Source organism: Mesorhizobium sp. P2_C4 (assembly GCF_056404575.1).
The window spans coordinates 1-21,332 of sequence record NZ_JBFUDT010000010.1; the positions used below are offsets into that span (position 1 = coordinate 1).

General features: G+C 62.5%; 20 protein-coding genes. 9 read left to right on the plus strand and 11 right to left on the minus strand.

Translation table 11 applies throughout. The annotated features are described in order from the left end of the window. Window positions 1-49: 49 nt before the first annotated feature. From minE to minC, 3 genes are all read right to left on the minus strand, one after another. Window positions 50-322: a cell division topological specificity factor MinE gene (minE, locus tag AC1DX6_RS27360; protein WP_477277626.1), complete on the minus strand. Its 273-nt coding sequence runs from the start codon at window positions 320-322 to the stop codon at window positions 50-52. Then, window positions 319-1,134, minus strand: a complete 816-nt coding sequence (gene minD, locus AC1DX6_RS27365; RefSeq protein ID WP_477319155.1) for a septum site-determining protein MinD — start codon at window positions 1,132-1,134, stop codon at window positions 319-321. The genes minE and minD overlap by 4 nt, the downstream gene beginning before the upstream one ends. Before the next feature lie 70 nt (window positions 1,135-1,204). After that, window positions 1,205-1,942, minus strand: coding sequence for a septum site-determining protein MinC (gene minC, locus AC1DX6_RS27370; protein ID WP_477319157.1), 738 nt, complete (start codon window positions 1,940-1,942; stop codon window positions 1,205-1,207). Between the two features lie 342 nt (window positions 1,943-2,284). Here minC and AC1DX6_RS27375 point away from each other — a divergent pair, with 342 nt between their 5' ends. Further along, window positions 2,285-3,097, plus strand: coding sequence for a class I SAM-dependent methyltransferase (locus AC1DX6_RS27375; protein WP_477319159.1), 813 nt, complete (start codon window positions 2,285-2,287; stop codon window positions 3,095-3,097). Window positions 3,098-3,340: 243 nt separating this feature from the next. Here AC1DX6_RS27375 and AC1DX6_RS27380 read toward each other — a convergent pair whose 3' ends face one another. Continuing rightward, complete coding sequence (locus AC1DX6_RS27380; protein WP_477319161.1) at window positions 3,341-3,853, minus strand: OmpA family protein; 513 nt, start codon at window positions 3,851-3,853, stop codon at window positions 3,341-3,343. A 9-nt stretch (window positions 3,854-3,862) separates the two neighbouring features. Continuing rightward, on the minus strand, window positions 3,863-4,522 hold the full coding sequence (locus AC1DX6_RS27385; RefSeq protein WP_477319163.1) for a L,D-transpeptidase: 660 nt from the start codon (window positions 4,520-4,522) through the stop codon (window positions 3,863-3,865). Window positions 4,523-4,857: 335 nt separating this feature from the next. Here AC1DX6_RS27385 and AC1DX6_RS27390 point away from each other — a divergent pair, with 335 nt between their 5' ends. Beyond that, the gene (locus AC1DX6_RS27390) at window positions 4,858-5,829 is read left to right on the plus strand and encodes a DMT family transporter (protein ID WP_477319165.1); all 972 of its coding nucleotides are present in this window, start codon (window positions 4,858-4,860) and stop codon (window positions 5,827-5,829) included. A 113-nt stretch (window positions 5,830-5,942) separates the two neighbouring features. Here AC1DX6_RS27390 and AC1DX6_RS27395 read toward each other — a convergent pair whose 3' ends face one another. Continuing rightward, on the minus strand, window positions 5,943-7,709 hold the full coding sequence (locus tag AC1DX6_RS27395) for an adenylate/guanylate cyclase domain-containing protein (RefSeq protein WP_477319167.1): 1,767 nt from the start codon (window positions 7,707-7,709) through the stop codon (window positions 5,943-5,945). Then, window positions 7,702-7,956: a hypothetical protein gene (locus AC1DX6_RS27400; protein ID WP_477319543.1), complete on the minus strand. Its 255-nt coding sequence runs from the start codon at window positions 7,954-7,956 to the stop codon at window positions 7,702-7,704. Before AC1DX6_RS27400 ends, AC1DX6_RS27395 begins: the two co-directional genes overlap by 8 nt. Window positions 7,957-8,070: 114 nt before the next feature. On the opposite strand from AC1DX6_RS27400, the gene AC1DX6_RS27405 reads away from it, so the two are divergent. Further along, entirely contained in the window at window positions 8,071-10,260 is a 2,190-nt protein-coding gene (locus tag AC1DX6_RS27405; protein ID WP_477319169.1) for a tetratricopeptide repeat protein, read from the plus strand. Window positions 10,261-10,305: 45 nt separating this feature from the next. Here the strand turns inward: AC1DX6_RS27405 and AC1DX6_RS27410 are convergent, their stop codons facing one another. The 3 genes from AC1DX6_RS27410 to AC1DX6_RS27420 form a co-directional block, all read right to left on the minus strand. Continuing rightward, complete coding sequence (locus tag AC1DX6_RS27410) at window positions 10,306-10,818, minus strand: YHS domain-containing (seleno)protein (protein ID WP_477319171.1); 513 nt, start codon at window positions 10,816-10,818, stop codon at window positions 10,306-10,308. 25 nt (window positions 10,819-10,843) lie between these two features. Beyond that, window positions 10,844-11,515, minus strand: a complete 672-nt coding sequence (locus AC1DX6_RS27415) for an ankyrin repeat domain-containing protein (RefSeq protein ID WP_477319173.1) — start codon at window positions 11,513-11,515, stop codon at window positions 10,844-10,846. Between the two features lie 470 nt (window positions 11,516-11,985). Then, a complete protein-coding gene (locus AC1DX6_RS27420) occupies window positions 11,986-12,411 on the minus strand; it encodes a globin family protein (protein ID WP_477319175.1) in 426 nt (141 codons plus the stop codon). A 766-nt stretch (window positions 12,412-13,177) separates the two neighbouring features. Here AC1DX6_RS27420 and AC1DX6_RS27425 point away from each other — a divergent pair. From AC1DX6_RS27425 to AC1DX6_RS27445, 5 genes are all read left to right on the plus strand, one after another. After that, the gene (locus tag AC1DX6_RS27425) at window positions 13,178-14,335 is read left to right on the plus strand and encodes an acyltransferase family protein (protein ID WP_477319177.1); all 1,158 of its coding nucleotides are present in this window, start codon (window positions 13,178-13,180) and stop codon (window positions 14,333-14,335) included. Beyond that, a complete protein-coding gene (locus tag AC1DX6_RS27430; RefSeq protein ID WP_477319179.1) occupies window positions 14,332-15,438 on the plus strand; it encodes a glycosyltransferase family 2 protein in 1,107 nt (368 codons plus the stop codon). The genes AC1DX6_RS27425 and AC1DX6_RS27430 overlap by 4 nt, the downstream gene beginning before the upstream one ends. 3 nt (window positions 15,439-15,441) lie before the next feature. Next, on the plus strand, window positions 15,442-16,476 hold the full coding sequence (locus tag AC1DX6_RS27435) for a glycosyltransferase family 2 protein (protein ID WP_477319181.1): 1,035 nt from the start codon (window positions 15,442-15,444) through the stop codon (window positions 16,474-16,476). A gap of 9 nt (window positions 16,477-16,485) precedes the next feature. Beyond that, window positions 16,486-18,270 carry an ABC transporter ATP-binding protein gene (locus AC1DX6_RS27440; protein WP_477319183.1) on the plus strand — a complete coding sequence of 595 codons (1,785 nt, stop codon included), beginning with the start codon at window positions 16,486-16,488 and terminating at the stop codon, window positions 18,268-18,270. 410 nt (window positions 18,271-18,680) lie between these two features. Beyond that, window positions 18,681-20,072, plus strand: coding sequence for an FAD-binding oxidoreductase (locus AC1DX6_RS27445; protein WP_477319185.1), 1,392 nt, complete (start codon window positions 18,681-18,683; stop codon window positions 20,070-20,072). Between the two features lie 66 nt (window positions 20,073-20,138). Here AC1DX6_RS27445 and AC1DX6_RS27450 read toward each other — a convergent pair whose 3' ends face one another. Continuing rightward, complete coding sequence (locus tag AC1DX6_RS27450) at window positions 20,139-20,381, minus strand: hypothetical protein (protein WP_477319187.1); 243 nt, start codon at window positions 20,379-20,381, stop codon at window positions 20,139-20,141. A 416-nt stretch (window positions 20,382-20,797) separates the two neighbouring features. Between AC1DX6_RS27450 and AC1DX6_RS27455 the strand changes: the two genes are divergently transcribed. Next, window positions 20,798-21,328: a FecR domain-containing protein gene (locus tag AC1DX6_RS27455; RefSeq protein ID WP_477319189.1), complete on the plus strand. Its 531-nt coding sequence runs from the start codon at window positions 20,798-20,800 to the stop codon at window positions 21,326-21,328. Window positions 21,329-21,332 lie beyond the last annotated feature (4 nt).

Here is a 21,332-nt window from a genome sequence, read left to right on the forward strand (position 1 = left end):
CCGGCAGGACAGAGGGGGGCGCGAAGGATCGCGGCCTGTGGCCTAACAGCTACCCCGCCATGGCCAGTGGCACGGCGCTCTTGTTGGGGATCTGGATGTCGATTTCCAGCGTCGACATGGTCTCGCCGCGGTCCATCGAGACCTGCAGATAGTCCTGGTCGATCTGCACATGCCGGGCAATCACCGCCATGATCTCCTCGCGCAGGATGGAGACGAGGTCGGGCTGGCTGCGGCTGCGGCGCTCATAGGCGAGCAGCACTTGCAGCCGCTCGCGCGCCACCGGCGCGCTGGAGCGCCGCTTGAAAAGGTCGAGCAGGTTCATGCCGCCCTCCTTCCCAGCAGACGGTCAAGGAAGCCCTTGCGTTCGAAGGGAACGACAACCGGCAGGTCCTCGCCTTCAAGCCGCCTGGCGGCATCGATATAGGCCTTGGCCGCGGCATTCAGCGGATCGCTGAGCGTCACCGGCGAACCGAGGTTGGAGGCGCGCAAGACATCCTGGCTCTCTGGAATGATGCCGAGCAGCGGCGTCGACAGGATTTCCAGCACGTCGTCGATCGACAGCATTTCGCCGCGAGCCGCGCGGGCGGCATCATAACGCGTCACCAGCACGTGCTTGGCGATCTGCTCGCCCCGCTCTGCCCGCAAGGTGCGGGCATCGAGCAGGCCGATGATGCGATCGGAATCGCGCACGGAGCTCACTTCCGGATTGGTGACGATGACCGCCTCGTCGGCAAAGCGCATGGCGAGCTGGGCGCCGCGCTCGATGCCGGCCGGGCTGTCGCAGAAGACGTAGTCGAAGACCGAGCGCAGCTTGTCGATGACTTCGCCGACGCCCTCCTCGGTCAGCGCATCCTTGTCGCGCGTCTGCGAGGCCGGCAGCAGGAACAGCGTTTCGACCCGCTTGTCGCGGATCAGCGCCTGCGAGAGTTTGGCCGAGCCCTGGATGACGTTGACCAGGTCGAACACCACGCGGCGCTCGGCGCCCATGATCAGGTCGAGGTTGCGCAGGCCGACGTCGAAATCGACCAGGGCCACCTTCTTGCCGGTCTTGGCGACCGCGGCACCGAGTGCGGCCGTTGAGGTCGTCTTGCCGACGCCCCCCTTGCCCGAGGTGACCACCACTACCTTGCCCATCAAACTGCCTCCATTCTTGTTCGTTAATTGCCTGATATTTTTCGTCGATTTGCCGTCAGCCGAGCATCGTTCAGCCAAGAGGGGCTATGCGCAGCATGCCATTGTCGAGAAAGGCCTGGACCGCCTTGCCGCGCACGGAAGGGTCCATCTCTTCGGCCGTGCAATACCAGCCGTCGACCGACAGCAGTTCGGCTTCGTTCTTGCGGCAGAAGATGCGCGCCGCCGCATTGCCGAGCCCGCCGGCCGAGGCGCGCCCGCGCAGCGTGCCGTAGACATGAATGGAGCCGGCGGCGACGATTTCCGAACCGGAGGCGACGGAGCCGAGCACGATGACATCGCCATGCGGATGAAAAACCAGCTGTCCCGAGCGGATCGGCGCCTTGATCATCAGCGTGGCAGGAGCCTCTTGCGGCTTGCCCTCCCCCGCCTTGCCGGTCTGTTCCGGAGCGACGGCCTTGCGACCGGGCTGCGTCAGCAGGCCGTCCGTTGTGGCCTCCTTGGCACCGATGAGCACCGGCGGCAAATTGGCCTCAAGGGCCGGATTGCCGTCGAGCTCGATGGCGTAGATGCGGATGCCGCGCTGGCCAAGCACGGCGACCAGCGAACCGATCGCTGCGACATCAGGCTTCAGCGTGTTGAGATCGAGCAGAACCGGCCGGCCCGAGAAATAGCCCGGCGAGTTGCCGATCCAGCGATCGAGGCTTTCCAGCCAGGCATCCAGCGGCGCCTCCGGCGTCAGCGTGAAGGCGACGAAGGAGCGGGCACGAAAGCGAATGGATTTGGTCTCGAGGGGGGCGGCGAAGGTCACGGACAGCGATTCCTTACTGATCGGTAAACGCTAGCCAGCCATGGTTAATGAAAGGTTAATGAAGGGGGAATTGCGTGAGCCGGAAGGCGGTTTCTGACAGCACTGGCGGGAGGGTGCGAGAGTCTGCTCAGCGCCAGAAGCGGTCATCCGCCATGTGTGCTAGAATGATCATAGCGGGCCGAAAACGGAACGTCCGCTTTCGGGTGACTGGGCTAGAAAGCGGACTGGGTCCAGGGTGTCGTGAACCGGCTTTGCCAGGTCAGCTAAGGCCTGCACGGCAACACGTCTTTGGTCCTTCGTTGATCCGTCGTAGGGTTCGTGGCCAAGCGGAGGGTCCAGACGATGTCCAGTGCCGACTATTTGCTGTCGGACAGCGCTTCAGAGCTTGAGCGCCTGCGCCTCCAGGCGCGCGTGTGGGAGCCGGAGACAGAGGCGTGGCTCGACAGCCTTGGCCCGATGGAGGGCTGGCACTGCTTGGATCTCGGTTGTGGGGCCATGGGCATCCTTGGATCTCTGGCGCGGCGCGCTGGGGCGTCAGGGCGCATCGTAGGTGTCGACATCGATGCCATGCAGCTTCGCGCCGCCCGCGCCTTTATCGCCGAAAACAATCTGCCGAAGGTTGAGATCCTGGAAGCTGACGCCTACGCTTCTCCGCTTCCCGCCAACTCGTTTGACCTCGCGCACGTCCGTTTCCTCTTTGCGCCGGTCGGCCGGGATGCGCAGCTGATGGACGAGCTTTGGCGGTTGACGAAGCCTGGCGGCATCATTGCGATCCAGGAGCCGGACAGCGCGGCTTGGCGCTGCTACCCGCCGTCTGACGCGTGGGACCGGCTGAAGGCGGCAATTCTCGCAGCATTCCGCCGCGGCGGAGGTGATTTCGACGCAGGCAGACGTACTCACAAGATGCTGCGCGAGCGGGGAGCTGAGGACTTGCGCGTGCGCGCAGCCGTTGTTGCCCTAGCGCCCGGTCACCCGTACCTGCGGCTGCCTATCCAGTTCGCGACGTCGCTAAGGAACCGAATTCTGGACGCTGGCCTGATGACCAAATCCGAGCTGGATGAGGCGATCGTTGAATGCGAGCAAGTTGCAGGTGATCCACAAACCACGGGTCTGACATTCGTCGTCACTCAAGTGTGGGGTCGCAAGCCGGTCTGAAATCGCGCCCAAACGACACTTAGCCGCGCTCTCGCGATATCCATGAATGGCCCCTGATGTCGGCGAGCACAACGACGCCGTGCTGTTCCATCTTTGCGAAGTAGAGCGGCAAAACCACGTGGTCACCAACGATGTCTGTTTTCAGGAAACGGAGAAGTGTGATCCAGCGTCTGAAATGAGGCGCAAAGCAGCCATGCCGCCGTCGCGTGTGAGACTCTGATTTGCAAGCAAAACCGCAGCCCCCTACGACTCGTCCCTCTCATCGCGCAAATTGGACACAACGCGGCGGTTCTGCGACCTGCAGGCGGTGTCGGGGCAGTCGCGGACGAGCCTGTCCTTGCCGTAGCCCTTGGCCCACATGCGGTTGCGGTCTATGCCGCCGGCGGCGAGGTAGTCCATCACCGCATCGGCGCGCTTCTGCGACAGCGCCGTTTCGCTTGCGCCGGGATCGTCGGCGAAACCCTGCAGCTTGAGCAGCCAGCGCGGATACTTTGCTAACCAGGCGATCTGGGTGTCGAGGGTGGTCTTGGCGACAGAATCGAGCGCGGCCGAACCGTTCGTGAAATAGGTGCGGCGGCCGACATTGAGGATAAAATCCTCCTCGCTGCCCGGCTGTACGTTCTGGAAGCCGGCAATCTCGGCGTTGGTGACGTCGGGCGTGGGCGGGGTCAGCGTGTTGCTGGTCGAGCAGGATGCGGCCAGAACCAACAGTCCGGCGGCGAGCAGCCGGCGCGTATTTTCAATCATGCGGTTCATGATGCGCCATCATTCGACAGTGGTGGAAGCGGGCGCCTGATCGGCGATGTGCGGCAAGACCTCCACCGCGGTGCCGATCGGGCAACGCTGGTAGAGGTCGATGATGTCTTCCGGGAACATGCGGATGCAGCCGCTGGAAGCATCGGTGCCGATGCTCCATGGCTCCAGCGTGCCATGCAGCCGGTAGCCGATGTCAGCGCCGTCGCGGTACAGATAGAGCGCGCGCGGCCCGAGCGGATTGTTGGGCGCGCCGCCTGCGACCATGGGCGGTAGCTCCGGCCTGCGCTTAAGCATTTCGGGGGGCGGGACCCATTGCGGCCACAGCGCGCGGCGGTCGATCGTCGCGCGGCCGTACCATTTGAAGCCCTCCTTGCCGACGCCGACGCCGTAGCGGATGGCGGTCTTGTTTTCCATGATGAGGTAGAGGAAATGGTGGTTGGTATCGACCACGACGGTGCCGACCGACTCGCTGCTGAAATACTTGACAATCTGGCGATGCCATTTCTTGTCGATCTTGGCGAAGTTGGTCTTGCGATAGACAAAATTGTTGTCGGTGGCGGTACCGGCAAAATAGGATTTTGCCGCCGCGGCTTGAACAATATTGCCGGTTGCACCGACCGCGACCAGTGCCAGGCCGCCTGTCACGACACCCCTGCGTGATAAAACCATCGGCAATCCCCCATGCCTTTAGTCTGCGAACCATAGTTGAGAACTATTTCGCCTCAAAGTGGAAAATGCCGCAGTTAGCCGGAAGCAGTAGGTCCGCATGTGGTGGAGGGAACAACGATAGCGGACGTTGAGCTTCCAATGTCCGAAATCGTGAGTTGGCCCGTTCCGGTCGTCGCATCCCCCCGACGGGAAAGAACCTGCCCGCACCATCGAAAGACATATGGGCGGCCGAGCGCAGATTCCCTGTCGACTTCAGCATTTCACAACGGATGCACGACCCAGCGACGCAGGCTATATTGCCTCCCGGGCCGACGTCATCGAAGGGAGGGCATGACATGCAGGCAATGCCGATAGCGCATCAAGCCGCGCAACCCGTGGTCGGGCCAATACCCTCTCGCATGTCCTCCTTGACCGGCTATCCGGCCGCCGTCCTGTGCTGGCTGCTTTCGGCCGGGGTCTATATCGCGGCCAAATGGGTGGCGCCTGAAATGCCGCCCTGGGGCCTCTGTTTCTGGCGGCTGACGCTCGCTTGCGCCATCCTGCTACCGATTGTGCACCGTTATCACGACGCGATGATTGGGCTTTTGCGAACTCGCGCCGTGGAGATCGTCGCCGTGGGGGCGATCGGCCTCACGCTGTGCCAGGGTATGATCTACCATGGCCTCAACGACACCGACGCCACCACGGCCGGCATCATCATGGCGCTGTCGCCTGTCATGACGATGGTGCTCGCCCGTTTCGTGCTTGGCGAGCCGCTCGGCCTGTGGAAGTCGCTTGGCGCGCTGGTTGCGCTCGCCGGGATGATTTTCATCGTTGCCCACGGGAACCTGACGGCGCTGCTGCAACTCAAGTTCAACGCCGGCGAGCTGTGGATCGTAGGGAGCGCGTTCTGCTGGGGCCTGTACACCGTGCTTTTGCGCCGTGCCAAATTCGGCATCGAACTCCTGCCAATGGTCGTGCTGCTGCTCGGCGCCGGTGCGCTGGTCGCCTTGCCTTTCCATTTGTGGGAATTGTTCAACGACGAACGCTCCGCCATGGACGTCGACAGCATTCTCGCGCTCGCCTATCTGGCAGGTCCCGGCGGCGCCTTGATGTACTATCTCTACAACAAAAGCGTGGAAACGCTCGGCGCGAGCCGGGCGAGCATGTTGCTCTATCTGCAGACGGTGTTCGTCGCCATACTCGCCTATCTGCTGCTCGGCGAGGAGTTGCACGATTACGATCTGGTCGGTGCGGCCTTCATCGTCGCCGGCATCGTACTCGCCACGGTGGTCAAACCCGGGCCGGCTCAACCACGGGTGGCGTAGAAATCTTGCGCGTGACGGCGAGGAACTGACCTGGAGCTTGTGGAAGGAAGAGCCGCGACTGTTTGAGTCTTTAATTGCCAAGTCCTTGAAAAACGGCCCTCTTGCCATGCCGCCTAATCTGGCAAGCCGGCCAGATGCCAGCCATCGACAAAGGGCTGCGCAGCGCTCATGGTCTTAAAGGGCAAGTTCGTCATGAAATCAGCGATTTTCCAGTCTGGATTCCCAGCAAGAAATAGGCGGGCTTCCTCCCGTGCCTCAGGAACACGGCCGGCAAGGGCAAGCGCGGCAATCAGGTGCTCCCTCGAACCCGTCCCGTAGGTTTCTTCCCGGCTCAAGGAAGCAACGGCTTCTTCGTAGTTGCCGGAGGAACAATGCGCCATTCCCTCGATCCAGAAATACCAACCAGGTGGACGAGGATTCAAACGGAGCGCCTCTGCACAAGCTATCAGCGCCGCTTGCGGCTTGCCTAAGTAGATTTGAAGCTCACCAATCCATGCAACCGCATCTGCATTGTTGGGATTTATCAGAATGGCAGCATCGAACTGGAATTTTGCTTCATCCCAATTGCGCTCAAAAAGCTGAACGCAGCCCAGGATCCTGCGAACGTTGGAATCGCCGGGATCGATTTCCATGGCGCGTTGCGCGTGCATCAGCGCCTTTGCGCGACCGGGTATCTGTGGCTCTCCCCAGACAATCCAGCCAAACAAGAGCGCAAGGGCGAGATTGCTGTGCGCTTCGCAATAGTTTGAATCAAGCGCAACGGCACGTTCCAAAGCTGAGCGCGCCTCGCTGTTGTCTGATCTTGAAATGTTCCATTTGCCTCGCGACCTAACACAAAGATCATAGGCTTCGAGATTTGACGGTCGGGAACGGGCAACAAGTTTCTTTTCACCAAGCTTGCCAGAAATCGCTTCAACAACGCGTCGCGTGACCTCGTCCTGAACGTCGAAGATGTCGGCGATATCGCGGTCGAAGCGCTCGGCCCACACGTGATTGCCGCCTTCTGCCGCATTGATAAGCTGCACATTGACGCGCAACCGCTTGTTGGATCGCCGGGCGCTGCCCTCGAGAACATATTTGACGCCCAGATCGCGAGCGATCTGACGGACGTCGGTGGGCTTGCCTTTATAGGCAAAGGTGGAGTTGCGGGCGATGACGAAGAAGCCGGACACATTCGACAGATCGGTGATGATGTCCTCCGTCAGCCCGTCGGTGAAAAATTCCTGTTCGGCATCGCCACTCATATTGACGAAGGGCAGCACGGCAATCGAAGGCTTGTCGGGCGGTGCGAGCGGCTGCGAAAGCTTCTCCAGCACAAGGGACTCAGCTGGTGCCGCGGGCTTGGCCTTGGAGGGAACGCCGACCTGGAGCGAATAAACCCGGACCGGCTCGGCGATGTTCTTGAGCTGAACCGCCCCGCGATCGTTGATCGCGATATCGAGCCTTGACTTTACCTGCCAATAGGCTTGCTCGGAAAGACAGATATTGCCAGGTTCGCAGATGCCTTCCAGGCGCGCGGCGATATTGACGCCATCGCCCATCAGGTCGCCATCGCGTTCTTGCACGACGTCGCCCAAGTGAATGCCGATCCGGAACTCGATGCGGCGATCATCCGGCACCCCGGCATTACGCTCAAGCATGGCGTTCTGTACTTCGATCGCGCAGCGCACTGCTTCCACCACGCTGTTGAACTCGACGAGGCTCCCGTCGCCTGTGCGCTTGACGACGCGACCACGATGAACAGCGATGGTGGGATCGATGAGATCGCTGCGCAGCGCCCGCAGCCGTGCCAAGATGCGATCTTCATCCGCGCCGGCCAGCCGGCTGTAGCCGACCACATCCGAGACCAGGATCGCTGCTATTTTGCGGGTCTCACTCATGTCGTGCTCCCTCCATCCAGTCTGGCACTACTGCCCAGCCAAAGGAAGATAGCTCCGAGCCATTGGTCGGATGATCCGCGTAGCCCGAGAAATAACCCGGCGAGTTGCCGATCCAGCGATCGAGGCTCTCCAGCCAGGCGTCCAGCGGCGCCTCCGGCGCCAGCGTGATGGCGACGAAGGAGCGGGCGCGAAAGCGAATGGATTTGGTCTCGAGAACGCTCGCAGCCGATTTTGTAACGTACCGCATCGGAGAAGGGACTGTTTGCTACTACCTCTCGCTAGCCAGTGCGTATGGTCTTGCCACTACCCTTTCCTTATAGTTCTGCCTGAAATGGAACAGGGTCAACATCTGGAACGAAAGTTGGTCGCTATCCTCGCCGCCGACGTGGTGGGGTACAGCCGCCTGATGGGCCTGGACGAGACAGGCACACTTTCTCGGCTCAAAGCATTTCGCCGCGAATTCATCGAACCGTTGATCAATGGGTACCACGGCCGCGTCGTCAAGCTCATGGGCGACGGGGCGTTGGTCGAGTTCACCAGTGTCGTTGATGCCGTGGCATGCGCTGTCGAAATTCAGCAAATTGCCGCGCAGCAGAACCTTAATGTTCCCGAGGACTCCCGGATCGTTTTCCGAATGGGGATAAATCTGGGTGACGTGATCATCGATGGGGATGACTTCTATGGCGATGGCGTCAACATCGCTGCCCGGCTGGAGGGGTTCAGCGATCCAGGCGGCGTAGTCATCTCGGGAGCTGCTTACGATCAAGCCAGGAACAAGCTTGGCTTGGCCTTCAAGTCGTTGGGCGAACAGCACCTCAAGAACATCGCCGAGCCAGTCCGCGTCTATCGGGTCCTGTTGGAGCAGACCGCAATCCCCAAGAAGCTGCGTTCCCGGCGATGGTTCATGATCCCCGCGGCAATGTTCGTGTTCCTAGCGGTAGGCGGCGTTGTGTTAATCCTTTGGCCGCAGGCGACTGCACTTCTTCCTCGCCACAGTCCCACCACTGTCGGCGCGGCGGCGGGCAAGCCCTCCATCGCCGTATTGCCGTTCGTTGATATCAGCGACAAATCCGAGCAGGACTATTTCGCCGAAGGGCTCACGGACGATCTCATCACTGATCTATCGAAGATTTCGGGGCTGCTCGTTATCGCTCGCAATTCCGTATTCTCATTCAAGGATCGAACCCTGGACGCCCGGCAGATCGCGGAGCAATTGAACGTCCGTTACGTGCTCGAGGGCAGCGTTCGCCGTGAGGGGGACGCAGTTCGCATCAACGTGCAGCTCATCGATGTGACGACGGGAAGCAACGTTTGGGCAGAGCGGTATGACCGCGACTACTCCAAGATATTCGCGCTGCAGGACGAACTGATCGGACGCATCGTCGAGGCCCTCTCGGTACGGCTGACGGAGGGCGAGAGAACCCAGATTGCGCGCCTCCCGACCCGAAATCTGGAAGCCTACGACTTCTATATCCGAGCCGAGCAGAAAGTGTATGCACTCGACTACAAGTCTCTCGGGGAGGCTCTCGCCCTTTATCAAAGCGCGATCAAGCTCGATCCTGGGTTCGCAGACGCCTATTCGGGCTACGCCCGGGCTACCGTGGACGTGCTCGGTTTCGACTACCAGCTCATCATGCTGAGCGCCGTCGCTCGCCAGCGCGCCTATGAGGCGGCGGGGCGAGCGCTGGAACTCAACCCCCAGTCTTCGCGCGCCTATGCCGTGCTCGGCATCCTGCAGATGCTCGACGGCGAAATGGACGAGGCGATCGTGTCGGTCCAGAAGGCGGTGGCACTCGATCCGAATGGGGCCGAGGCAGAGCTCAACCTGGCGATCGTACTGACCTACGCCGGTCAGAACCCGGAGGCGCTAGCGGCCATGGAACGCGTGCTGCAACTCGATCCCAAGCCGCGGGCGCAGGTCTTCGATTATTATGCCTTCGTGCTCTACATGAACCGGCAATACGAGAAGGCCATCCAGGCGCTGCACGAACTCCAGCCGGAAGAGCGGAGCGACCTCGGCCTTGAAACGCTGGCCATGACAAACGCGCGGCTGGGCCGAATGGCGGAAGCGCACAACGCGGTCGCAGCAATGCTGGAAAGGTCCCACGAGCAGAACCTCGCCGGCCTTCGCGTCGTGTACGCCCATCATCGGCGGCAACAGGATCTCGATCACCGGCTGGACGCTCTTCGCGCCGCCGGGATGCCGGAGTGGAGCTACGACTTCCGCGGGCGGGCGGAGGACCGCCTCGACGCCTCTGCTATACAGGCCCTGACAATCAACCACACATGGATCGGGCATCAACATAATGGTGCGCCGTTTGTGATGGAGCTGAATGCAAACGGCGATTTCGCCCTGAGCTCTCAAAACAGCATGATCGCCGGCGCGTTCACTCTAGAGGACAACCTGTTCTGCACGCGATCGCCAGCGACTTTGCTCGGCCGCAAATTCTGTAGCCCGGTCTACCGCAATCCCAACGGGAGCAGCGAAAAGCGCGACGAGTATGTTTTGCCGGACTCTGTCACGGTATGGTATTTCTCAGCGTCTCCATGACCCGCGCGGTTCGGCGCGAGATCGCAAGATTCCGCTCGAACCAAGTCAGTTGTCTCCCGCTCTGGCATTGAATTCCTTCGCTTCGATTGCGGGCCATTCGGCGTCGGCCTTGGCAATGACAGCACCGGGGGCAGCATCGAAGTCTTCCTCCAGGCCTTCCTTGCCGGAAAAAAGGAAGAGCTTGCCGTCGACGATACGCCAGGCTTCCGGGTCAATGTTCGCAGATGCCTCTTTGAGTGCCATCCCCCCCGTGCAGAAGCCGCCATACTGAGGGGCATAGCGGACCGGCTGAGAAGCGAACGCGTCGCGATGTTTTGCGCTAGCAAAATACCAGGTCGCCCCGAGCCATTTCTCCGTGATCTCCGGCGAACCCTTGGTCGCGCGACCGTCGGTGAAATACGCCACCGGATCGTAGCCGAGTATCGCGACATTGCCGAAGTATCCCGTGTTCGCTCCGTCGACAGCGTGGGATGCATTCATGCCAATGAACAGGAGGCACGCGGCTGTCATAGCTCCGCAAAGCAAACTGCCAAACGTTCTTGAGCGGTGCGTTGTCATATCAGTGTCTCCAATGATGTAACGCTTAGTTGCCGGCTGCGACGCACGCCGCGTACGATGCTCCAATTGTTTCCTTGGGTTGACATTTTGCTCCATGCTTCTTGAGCAAAACCATCACTTGCGCGCTCTGAAAGAATGTCGCACGGCTTAGAGGCGTATAGCCGTACTCTTGGATGGCCTCGACCTGGGCACCGTGCGCAATCAACATCTCAACCACCGCTGCCTGGTTTTCTTCGGCTGCTACGTGCAAGGGGGTGATTTTGTGAGCGCTCAAGGCGTCGACCTCGGCACCGTGGTCGAGCAACAGCGAGACTATCTCCACGCTTCCGGAATAGGCGGCGGCGTGCAGCGCAGTGAAGCCGCGGTCATTACGGGCTTCGAGGTCGGCATTGGCCTTGATCAGCACTGCGACAACTTCCGCTTTACCGGAAAGCGCCGCATCGATCAGAGGCGTCTCGCGGTTCTCGTCACGGCTGTTCACGTCGACGCCTTGAGCCAGGATATGGGCGACTCCAGCGGCATCGCCTTCCCGCGCAGCTTCATGAAGAGGCCCTGCGGTCGCCGCACCACCAGCAATTCCGAGCCAGGAAATGCACGCAACGAGCGCAGCAATACAGACGAGCCGCTCTGGGCCTATTTCCAAGGGCGTGACCCTCAGAGAGACCATCAGCGACAGTATTCGCTTGGTGACGGTCACGATAAACCTCCGGGCGACGTTCGCTCGCAGACCGATTTATGACTCCACTGTACTCCATTCGGCGCACAGGGGCTATGGATTCCGTCATTTCACCAGAGCGCAATTGGCAATGCGCTCTAGGAGATTCTCTGCTCTGGACGGGAAAGGCAGCCCTCGCGCGGTTGTGTTTCCGAACCCAGCGCATTGCGTCCGCGCGCAGCTCCCATGCGCCACAGCAATGTCCAGATTGGGGTCAAACCCGGACACCGCGCCGCCCAATCCGAACGTCTGCTTTCAGGAAGTAGCAAAACCGACTTTTACGGCCGACATAAGGCGCAAAGTTGCCGTTCGCCTCGTGGAAGACGTACATCGACTTAAGGTCAATTGCGGCCCGTCCCTGGCCTCGACATGGCACGCCTTCGATTTGCATCCTGGCCCGCCTTCCGGCAGGTCAAGCGGCGGCCGTCGACCGGCCTCCGCTTCTCTTCAACTCACGCCGCGAGCTGCACCTCGCGCGCCGCCGCGATCATGACACTGGCGAGCAAGCCGTAGGCTGCCTCCCAGGCCTCGCGCACCGCCGGCGTGAAGGCTTCGCCGAGGCCGGCCGCCAGTGTCTCGATCAACGCCTGGCCGACGATCGGGTAGTGATGCTCTTCAACGCCGTAGCCGACGTGCCGTTTGGCGAGCTCGCGCACGGTCGGCAGAATGGTGTCGGCCCGATCCAGTCCATGCACGACGAAGCCGAGGGCCGTCATCAGCTTGGCGCCCTGCTTGGTCATGTCCCGCACCGGAAACAACGCTCGAAGGCTGCCGTCGATGGCAAACAGGCGTTCGTAGAACAGGGCGGCGGCAGCCGCGCGTATCGGGACCACCTCACGAAAACTATCCTGGACAAGTCTGATCTGGTCGGGTGTCATCGGTCGCTCCTCTGGTTCTGATCCGGGTGACCATCCTCCCAAGGCGTTTCGCAGGCATGTCGCCCGTTGCGCCGGATGTTTCAGTTATGTCTCAATCTGGTTTCAGGTTGCATTCGGTTGCTTTCACACTCTTCTGCCCCTACGACCCAAACCGCACGCGCCGCGCCGTCTCCCTGCTTCCCTCCCAGTATCCCGTCACCCCGCCATCCTGCCGTATTCACCCGCCAGTGTCGCACCTGCGCCGGCGAGCCATGCTGCACCGCCCAAAGCCAACGGCTCAAATTCATTCGTCATGGGACAAGTGTGTAATCGACCTGCTTGAAACATATTTCTGTATAACTTCTCGCGATTTGTCGAAATATTGAATATTTTTCACCCGCCAATCCGAGAATGTCCTGAGCAACCTCTTTCAGGCGAAGCTAATGCAACTTATGCGATAGGGAGAAATGCCGTACAAATCGCCGTATCGGCGAAAGCCTGGCTGTTTTCATTAACTTTTTAGCATTTGCTCACGCAAGTATTTCAGTGAGGTAGATATTTTGTGTTGCGCTGCACAATGGCGTAACCGATCCATCTCCTGGGGGACTCATTTTTGCGACTGGAAATACGCCGTGAAGGATCCCACCGGCTCGACCGCCTGTCCGTTCGTTGATTGCGAGGCCGCAAAGCGCGGGTTTGATGGCGCCGGCGCCCAGGCGCGGCCCGTCCCCGCGCCCCTTGGCGTGAAGCTGGAAACGGCTAGCTGGCGGCTCGGCGGAAGCCGGTGATGGAAAATACCCGCGACACCCAACTGGATGCGCTGAGAGCCATCGCGGTGACGATGGTGCTGTACTCGCATTTCTTCGCGGCGGGCGGATCTTCGTTCTGGGGCCATATCGGCGTGCGGCTGTTCTTCGTGCTGAGCGGCTTCCTGATCACGCGCCTGCTCCTGGAAGCGCGCGCTGCCGCCGCGTTTGAAACCGGCCCGGCGCTGCGATCCTTCTACATCAGGCGCGGCTTGCGGATATTCCCGCCCTATTTTGCCGTTCTGGCTTTCGTCTGGCTGGTCGACCTGGAGCAGTCCAGGGGATCGCTGGTCTGGCATGCGCTTTATTTGTCGAATTTCTGGTATGCGCTGCACAATGACTGGAACCCCTGGGTGCTGTGCCATTTCTGGAGCCTGAGCATCGAGGAGCAGTTCTATATAGCCTGGCCACTGGTCGTCCTTTTGGCCCCGCGCCGGCGCTTCGAACAGATCTGCATCGGCGTCATCGCGCTGTCGCTGGCCTATCGCTTCTACTGGCCGCTCACCGCCAACACGGCGCTGGCGCGCGACCTGCTGCCGCCGGCATCCATGGACGCGCTGGCGACGGGCGCGCTGCTTGCCTGCTGGCGGGCCAGAGGTGCGGCCGTGCCGCAATGGATGCGGCTGGGCTGGCCTGCCCTGGCGGCCGCATTCCTTGTCATCGAGTGGTTTGTCCCGGCGCCTGCCGATCCGATGCTGGAATGGGCCCACTGGCTGGTGCGGCAGGTCCTGCCGCTGGTGCCGCTGATGGTCATCGTCGCCGCCTGTTCGAGCGGCCTTGGCGGCACAATCGGCAAGCTTCTCGAACTGCCGCCGCTGCTTGGTCTCGGCCGCATCAGCTACGGCGTTTATCTCTATCATCCGATATTGCTGTCGCTCGCCGTCAAGTCGCAGCCGTGGATTCCGCTCAATGTCTCGGAGCAAGGGCCGGGGCGGTTCCTGGTTGCGGGCGCCGCCACGCTTGTCGCTGCCTCGATCTCCTGGGTGGTGTTCGAAAGGCCGCTCAACAGCCTGAAGCGCCACTTCCCCTATGTCGCGCGCGCCCCGAAAGCAGGCGCCGGCCATGCCGGCAGGTTCGCGATGACGCCCGACGGTCGCACGCCAGCGCTCGACCTGCAGCGAACGGATCCGAGACGATGACCGCCGCGCCGCTCGTCTCCGTCGTGCTGCCGGTCTTCAATGCCGGGCCGTATCTCGCCGCCGCGCTTGGAAGCATCCTGCGGCAGGACTATAGCCGCCTGGAGATCATCGCCATCGATGACGGCTCGACCGACAATTCGCTTGAGATCCTCGAGCGATACCGGAGGGACGACAGCCGCGTCTCGATCATCTCGCGCGAAAACCGCGGCCTCGTCGCAACGCTCAACGAGGGGCTGGGGAAAGCCCAGGGCGAGCTGATCGCTCGGATGGACGCCGACGACGTCGCCTATCCGTGGCGCCTGTCGCGCCAGGTGGCGCTGTTTGCGCGGCGGCCCGAGCTCGGCTTCTGCGGCGCCGGAGTCGACATGTTGATCCGCGGCCGCATCGCCAGGGGCAGGCCCGATCCGGTGTTCCAGTTCGGCCAGCTGCCCATCTTGGCGATGTTCTTCACCATCTTCATGCACCCGACGGTCGTCTACAACAGGAAGGTCATCGCAGACGACGATCTCTTCTACGACAAGACCTACAGGCACGCCGAGGATTTCGATCTGTTCAGGCGGCTGGCCGGCCGTTACCCCGCAGCCATGATGCCCGAAAACCTGGTCGTCTACCGCACCCATGAGGGGAGCGTGACCCAGCGGCACAGCAAGGAGATGCGCAGGACGCATTTGCGGATCGTGGCCGAAAACCTCGAGCGCGAGGGCCTTGCGGAAGCCACACGGGACCTGCGCGCCATCGGCGGTGCGGTCAGCCTCGACACCGTCACCCGCGCGGCCGACTTCATCGTCGCGCTGGAGCAGCGGATTTGCTCGCTGCCGGCCGAGACGCGGCCGAGCTTTGCGGCCGGCGCGCTCAACCTGTTCTATTTCCTCTACCAGCTCGTCGCCGACGAAAAGCAGCCGCCGCTGACGCATGAATTGCTGACGCGGACCGCGAAGTGGAACGTCATCCGGCGGCGCGAGAAATATGCACTGCGGCCCGGCGCCTGGGCGCCCTGGCTCAGCCTTGCCTCGCTGGAGGCAGGCAGGCGGGCGGACGCGGTGGAGTATTTCTTCAAATCCGCGCCGGCTGCGGCGGTTCTTGCATCTTATCAGTTGAGTTAGGGGATGACCGTCAAAGCCCACCAACCCCTGCAGCGCGATCGCTTGACCTCGCTTGAGCCCGGCCCGGCCGATCCGCGGCCGGAGCGATCGGCGCCGGAAGTCAGCTTCATCATCTGTACGCGCAACCGTGTCGCCGTGCTCGAGGCCTGCATCAAGTCGGTGCAGGCCGCGTGCCGCGCCCATGCCGGCTTCGCGGCCGAGCTCGTGGTCGTCGACAACGGCTCGAGCGACCGCACGGCGGAACGCCTGGCCTGCATCGCCGAAACCTCGGATATTCCGTTCACGGCCGTCAGCGAGCCGCGCCCCGGATTGGCGGCTGCCCGCAATGCCGGGTTGCGGCGGGCGCGGGGCCGTGTGCTGGTCTTCGTCGATGATGACTGCGCCGTCCACCGCGATTATCTCAGCGATCTGGAGCGGCACTATGCGTCCGGGGAACAATGGCTGATCCGGGGCGGCCGCGTCGAACTTGGTGATCCCAGGGATTTGCCGTTCACCATCAAGCGGTCGCGGGTCCGCGAGCGGCTGACGCCGGATGTTCATCCCGGCGGTTTCGTGCTCGGCTGCAACATGACGATGCACCGCGATGTCGCGGCCCGTATCGGCTGGTTCGACGAACGCTTCGGCGCCGGCGGGCCATTGCGGTCGGCGGAAGATACCGATTACCTCGTGCGCGCGATGCTGCTCGGCATCGCGGTCGAGTATGTGCCTGATATGACGATATTCCATCATCACGGCCGGCGGGATCGCAAATCCATCGAAAAGCTCCACCGCGACTACAGCCTGGGCAATGGCGGGCTTTGCCTGAAACATGTTCGCCATGCGCCCTGGCTGCTTCGCCATTTCTACTGGGCCGCGCGAGGCGCTTTGCGGGAACGGGCGGGCGGGCCTGCATTCGATCGCGAGCTGAAGCTGTCGCACTGGCCGATCGTCGCCATGAATTTGCTCGGCGCGGCCAAATTCGCGGTTCTCCTGCTGGCGCGACGGCCGCAGCGGGCCCCCGTGCGGCAAGATCAACACGCAAATGCCGAGGCGAGGTAGGCCACCATAATGCTATTGCTACCGCCAAGCCTGCCCATGCTGTTCCGGACGTTCGGAAAGCGGCAACTGCGCCTGCTTCCGGCCGTGGTGGTTCTCGGCCTGGTCGGCGCTGTGCTGGAAGGGTTCGGCATCGGCCTGATCATCCCGCTGCTGGGCATAATCATGGGGCACGGGGATGCGGCCGGAATGGCCGGCTTCTCGGCTGTCCTCCAGCATGTCGGCTCGGGCATGAGCGAGCGCGACCGGCTTGTCGCCATTTCGGTCGCCATCCTCGGCTCAATCATCCTGAAGAATGTTTTCGCCTTCGCCAACACGCTGCTGACCACCTTCATCTATGGCAAGGCCAGTCATTCGATCCGCAGCGCGTTGTCGGAGCAGCTCCTGAGAGTGGGCTATCCATTCTTCCTGCGGCAAAGTCCGGGACGCCTGCTCAACATCATCTCCAACGAATCCTGGCGGGCGTCGGATGCAATCCAGATCATGCTGTCGGCCATCGTCAGCGCATCGGCCGCCATCATCCTGCTGGCCTTTCTGCTGCTGCTTTCATGGCGCATGACGCTGCTGGTCACGCTCGGACTGGCGCTCGTCCAGATCGCGCACGCCATCCTCTCGGCCAATCTGAAAGAGCCCAGCCGCAGCGTCGCCTCGCGCAACGGCCATCTCGCGTCACAGATGCTGCATCTGGTGCATGCCGGGCGCCTGATCCGCATCTTCGGACAGGAGAGCCGGGAGAAGGCGATATTCGATGCGGCATCGGACGGGGTTCGCCGCGCCGCTTTCGTCCTGCAGGTCCGCCAGGGTGCGTTGCCGCCGCTAACGGAGGTTCTGCACGCCATGCTGTTTCTGGCGGTGGTGGTCGGCGCCTGGCTCGCACAAGTGAGTTTCCCGCTGATCATCGCGTTCGTCGTCCTGCTCTACAGACTGCAGCCGCATATGCGGGCCCTGCAAGGCGCGTGGAGCCAGCTGCAAGGCCTGAGCGGATCGCTGGAAGAGGTGACATGGATGCTGGATCCCACCGGCAAGCCCAAGCCGCCGCAAGGCGACGGGCCGTTCCACGGCTTGCGCCAGCGCATCAAGTTCGATGACGTGACGTTCACCTATTCCGGCACGGACCAGCGTGAGGTGGTGCTGCATGCGGCGACGTTCGAAGTCCGCAGCGGCCGCTCGACGGCACTGATCGGCCGCTCGGGCGCCGGCAAGACGACGATCGTCAACCTACTGTGCCGCTTCGTGGAACCGGACACCGGCAGGATTCTGGTCGATGGATCGCCGCTCGATGAGATCGATGCCAGCCAGTGGCGACAGCACATCGCGCTGGCCAGCCAGGAGCTGGAATTGGTCGACGGCACCATTTTCGAAAACATAACCTACGGCCAGGACGCGGCGACAGCCGGCGACGCCGAGCGTGCCGCAAGGCTGGCCGAAGCGCATGAATTCATCGAACGGCTACCCCTGGGTTACGACACGCTCGTCGGCTACAGGGGCGTCAATCTCTCGGCGGGACAGAGGCAGCGGATCGCGCTGGCGAGAGCCCTGGTGCGCGATCCCGATCTGCTCATCCTGGACGAAGCCACCAATGCGGTGGACGGACTGTCGGAAGCGGCCATCGTCGAGACCCTGAAGTCGAGAGCCGGCCGCCGCACGACCATCGTCATCAGCCACCATCACAGCACCATCTCGTTCTGCGACGACGTGGTGATCCTCAGCGGCGGCCGGGTGAAAAAGCAGGCACCTTTCGGCGCCCTGGCATCGCTCACCATGGACGAGCTTTATCAGCACGAGCCGCTCGACTGAGAGCCCGAGTCGCGATCCTGCAGCGCGGTATTCGAGATCGCGGCTGCCGGCATCTTCCGTGATCGCGCCAATGCCATGCTGCTGGGATGCGCTATCTTGCCTGAGCGGCGGACCTGTCGATCCGCCTGGCCGGCGTCCATCAACTTACTCTCCTGGTGTGGCGCCGGCTTTTCTTTGCCCTCGTCGTTTGCCCGCCGAGCCGTCCCCCTTAGCCGCGACGCTTGCAGTCCGGTGCCACTCGGCGAATGCGCGGTTTTCTTGTTCACCAACGATCTCGACATCCCCCTCACCGCCCACAGCGCGGATTGCAGTTGCTCGGCACGCGCAAATCCTTGTTCGGCGTCGCCCGCGCATGATAGCGGTGCGCCCCGAGGGATGGAGCCTCTGGCGCGATGAGGGAGTTTGAACGCGTGAACGACGACACGACACTGATTGCCGAACTGCGCAAGGTGGTCGGCACGGTCTGGGACCAGGCCGAGCTCGCCGGCCGCGATCCGGGCTTTGACCGGCGCAATTTCGGCGCCTCAGCACTGGTGCGCCCTGCTGATACCGCCGGGGTGGTGGCGCTGGTGAGGTTTTGTGCCGCGCATGGGTTGAGCCTCGTCGCCCAGGGCGGGCGCACCGGGCTCACGGGCGCGGCCAGCACCGTGCCCGGCCAGATCATTTGCGACCTTGGCGCCATGGCGCGTGTCGACGAGATCGACCCGCTCGCCCGTGTCGCGATCGTGCAGGCGGGCACGCCGCTCTGCACACTGCAGGAGGCGGCGCTGGCGCAAGGTCTCGATCCGGGCATCGACTTGGCCGCGCGCGGCAGCTGCACCATTGGCGGCATGGTTTCCACCAATGCCGGCGGCATCATGGCTTTTCGCAACGGCACGATGCGCCATCGCGTGCTGGGGCTGGAAGCGGTGCTGCCCGATGGCAGCGTGTTTTCTGATCTCACCCGCGTGCTGAAAACCAGCGCCGGCTACGATCTGAAGCATCTGTTCATCGGTGCTGAGGGCACGCTCGGCATCGTCACCCGTGTCGCGCTCAGGCTCGATCCGGTGGCGGGCGCCAGCGCCACGGCGCTGGTCGGCGTGCCGGATGCGGCCAGCGCGCAGCGCATCGTGCGCCATTTCCTCGGCTCGACCGCCACCAGCCTGCGCGCCGCCGAGATCCTGTGGCACCGCTTCGCCGTGGCCATGAACAGGATGCTCGGCTACGCGCCCGGCCAGCTGCCACTCGACGCGCCATGCCTCCTGGTGCTGGAACTCGGTGCCGACAGCATCGAGGGTGCCGCCAGCGCGCTGGAGGAAGGGCTGGCGGCGATCTGGGAGGAGGCCGGCATTGTCGACGGGCTGGTTGCCAGCTCGGTCGCCCAGGCCGAGGCGATCTGGCGGCTGCGCGAGGAGACCGAGATGATCGAGCGCATGCACCATCTGCCGCCGTCCTTCGACGTGTCGGTGCCGGGCGGTGACATCGATGCCTATGTCGCGCGCATCGAAGCCGGCCTCAAGCGCATCGACGCTGCCTATGCGCCGTATGTGTTCGGCCATCTCGCCGACGGCAATTTGCATATTTCGATCAACACAGACGGACCGGTTTCGCATGCGCTGCATGAGGCGATCGAGGACGTGCTCTATGCCGGCTTGCGCGAAAGCGGCGGCTCGTTCTCGGCCGAGCACGGCGTCGGCATCGAAAAGCGCGACGCCTATGAGCGCTACGCCGATCCGGCGAAGCAGGCGCTGGCGCGCGCCATCAAGGGGCTGATCGATCCGAGCAATATGCTCAATCCGGGGAAGGTTATTTCCGGCAGGTGATGTTGGAGGGAGCCCAAGCCCACTGAGGTAATTCCAGGCGGCGATCCGCCGCCTGGAAGTCTGTTATCAGCGGCCCCAGATGCCCTGGCCATAGCCCGGTGCGGGCATGGCGGAGGTCGCCTTTTCCGCAGCGCTGTCGGCAGCGATGCTCTTGGTGGCGCTCATGTCGACCGCGCCGGACACCATCGAATGGGTAGTCGGATAATCGCCAACGGCGGGGACGAAGTCCGAGCCAAAGTGGTCGCTACCGGCAAAAGCCATGCTCGAGGCGAACAACAGCGAGGCAATGGTAAGAACGATCTTCTTCATTTCAGTTTTCCATCTTTTGAAAGTGGCCTCAACGCGCCGCCCGCACCGCGTTCATGAGGCCGTCTTTTGTTGCTCTTGGGCGAAACTGACCGACCGCATTCCTTCTGGATTTGCGGAGGCAGGTTGCTCAGCGGACGGTCGTCTTGGGCCGTCCCTGCGCTGTTGGGCCACTTCATAGGGCCATGGTGTTTGGCGGAGTGTGGGAGCCGGCGTGGTACGAACCGCCGCAAGTGTGGTATTTTGCGTGGAATATGGCCGGGGAGCCCGGGGACTGTCATCAAGGGCCTGCCCGACCCCAGATTGCGGCCGGCACCTCTCAGGGCAATGCGGCTGCAAGTGCCGGTGCGTACGCATACTGCCAAGCGGACGGCAGAAGATATTCTTGCCGCAAATTTTCGCAAAGCAAGGAGGCGTCGATGAGCGCAAGGAGCCGATATTTCCATAGCCTGGTGGTCGGCATATGGGCCGGTGTCTTTTGGGCGGATACCGCGCTCGCGCAGGACGCAGGGTGTACGTTCGAGCCGGTGGCGGGTACGTCCCGGCAGATGCTAAAATGTCGGGAAGGCCTTACCATCATCGTGGAAGGTGGCGCTCGTTTTACGCTGGTGGACCGCGATGGAAACGGCAATGCCGATGCGGTCAGATTGCGGCGCAAGGCGCTGCTGCTCGAGACTCCGGCCGGCGCGGTTCCGGGCGGCTTCGTGGTCCTCACCCCGCAGGCGATCGCCGCCGTGCGCGGCACGAAATGGACCGTCGACGTCGGCCAGGGCAAGACGTCCGTCTTCGTCCTTAGAGGTCGCGTTGCCGTGCAAAGGCCGGCGTCCACTACCGGTGTGGTGCTGGCTCCGGGTGAAGGCGTCGACGTCGAAGCAGGGACAGGCAAACTGACCGTCAAGCGCTGGCCCGCCAAGCGCGTTTCGGCATTGATGGCCCGTTTGGGTCAGTGAGCCG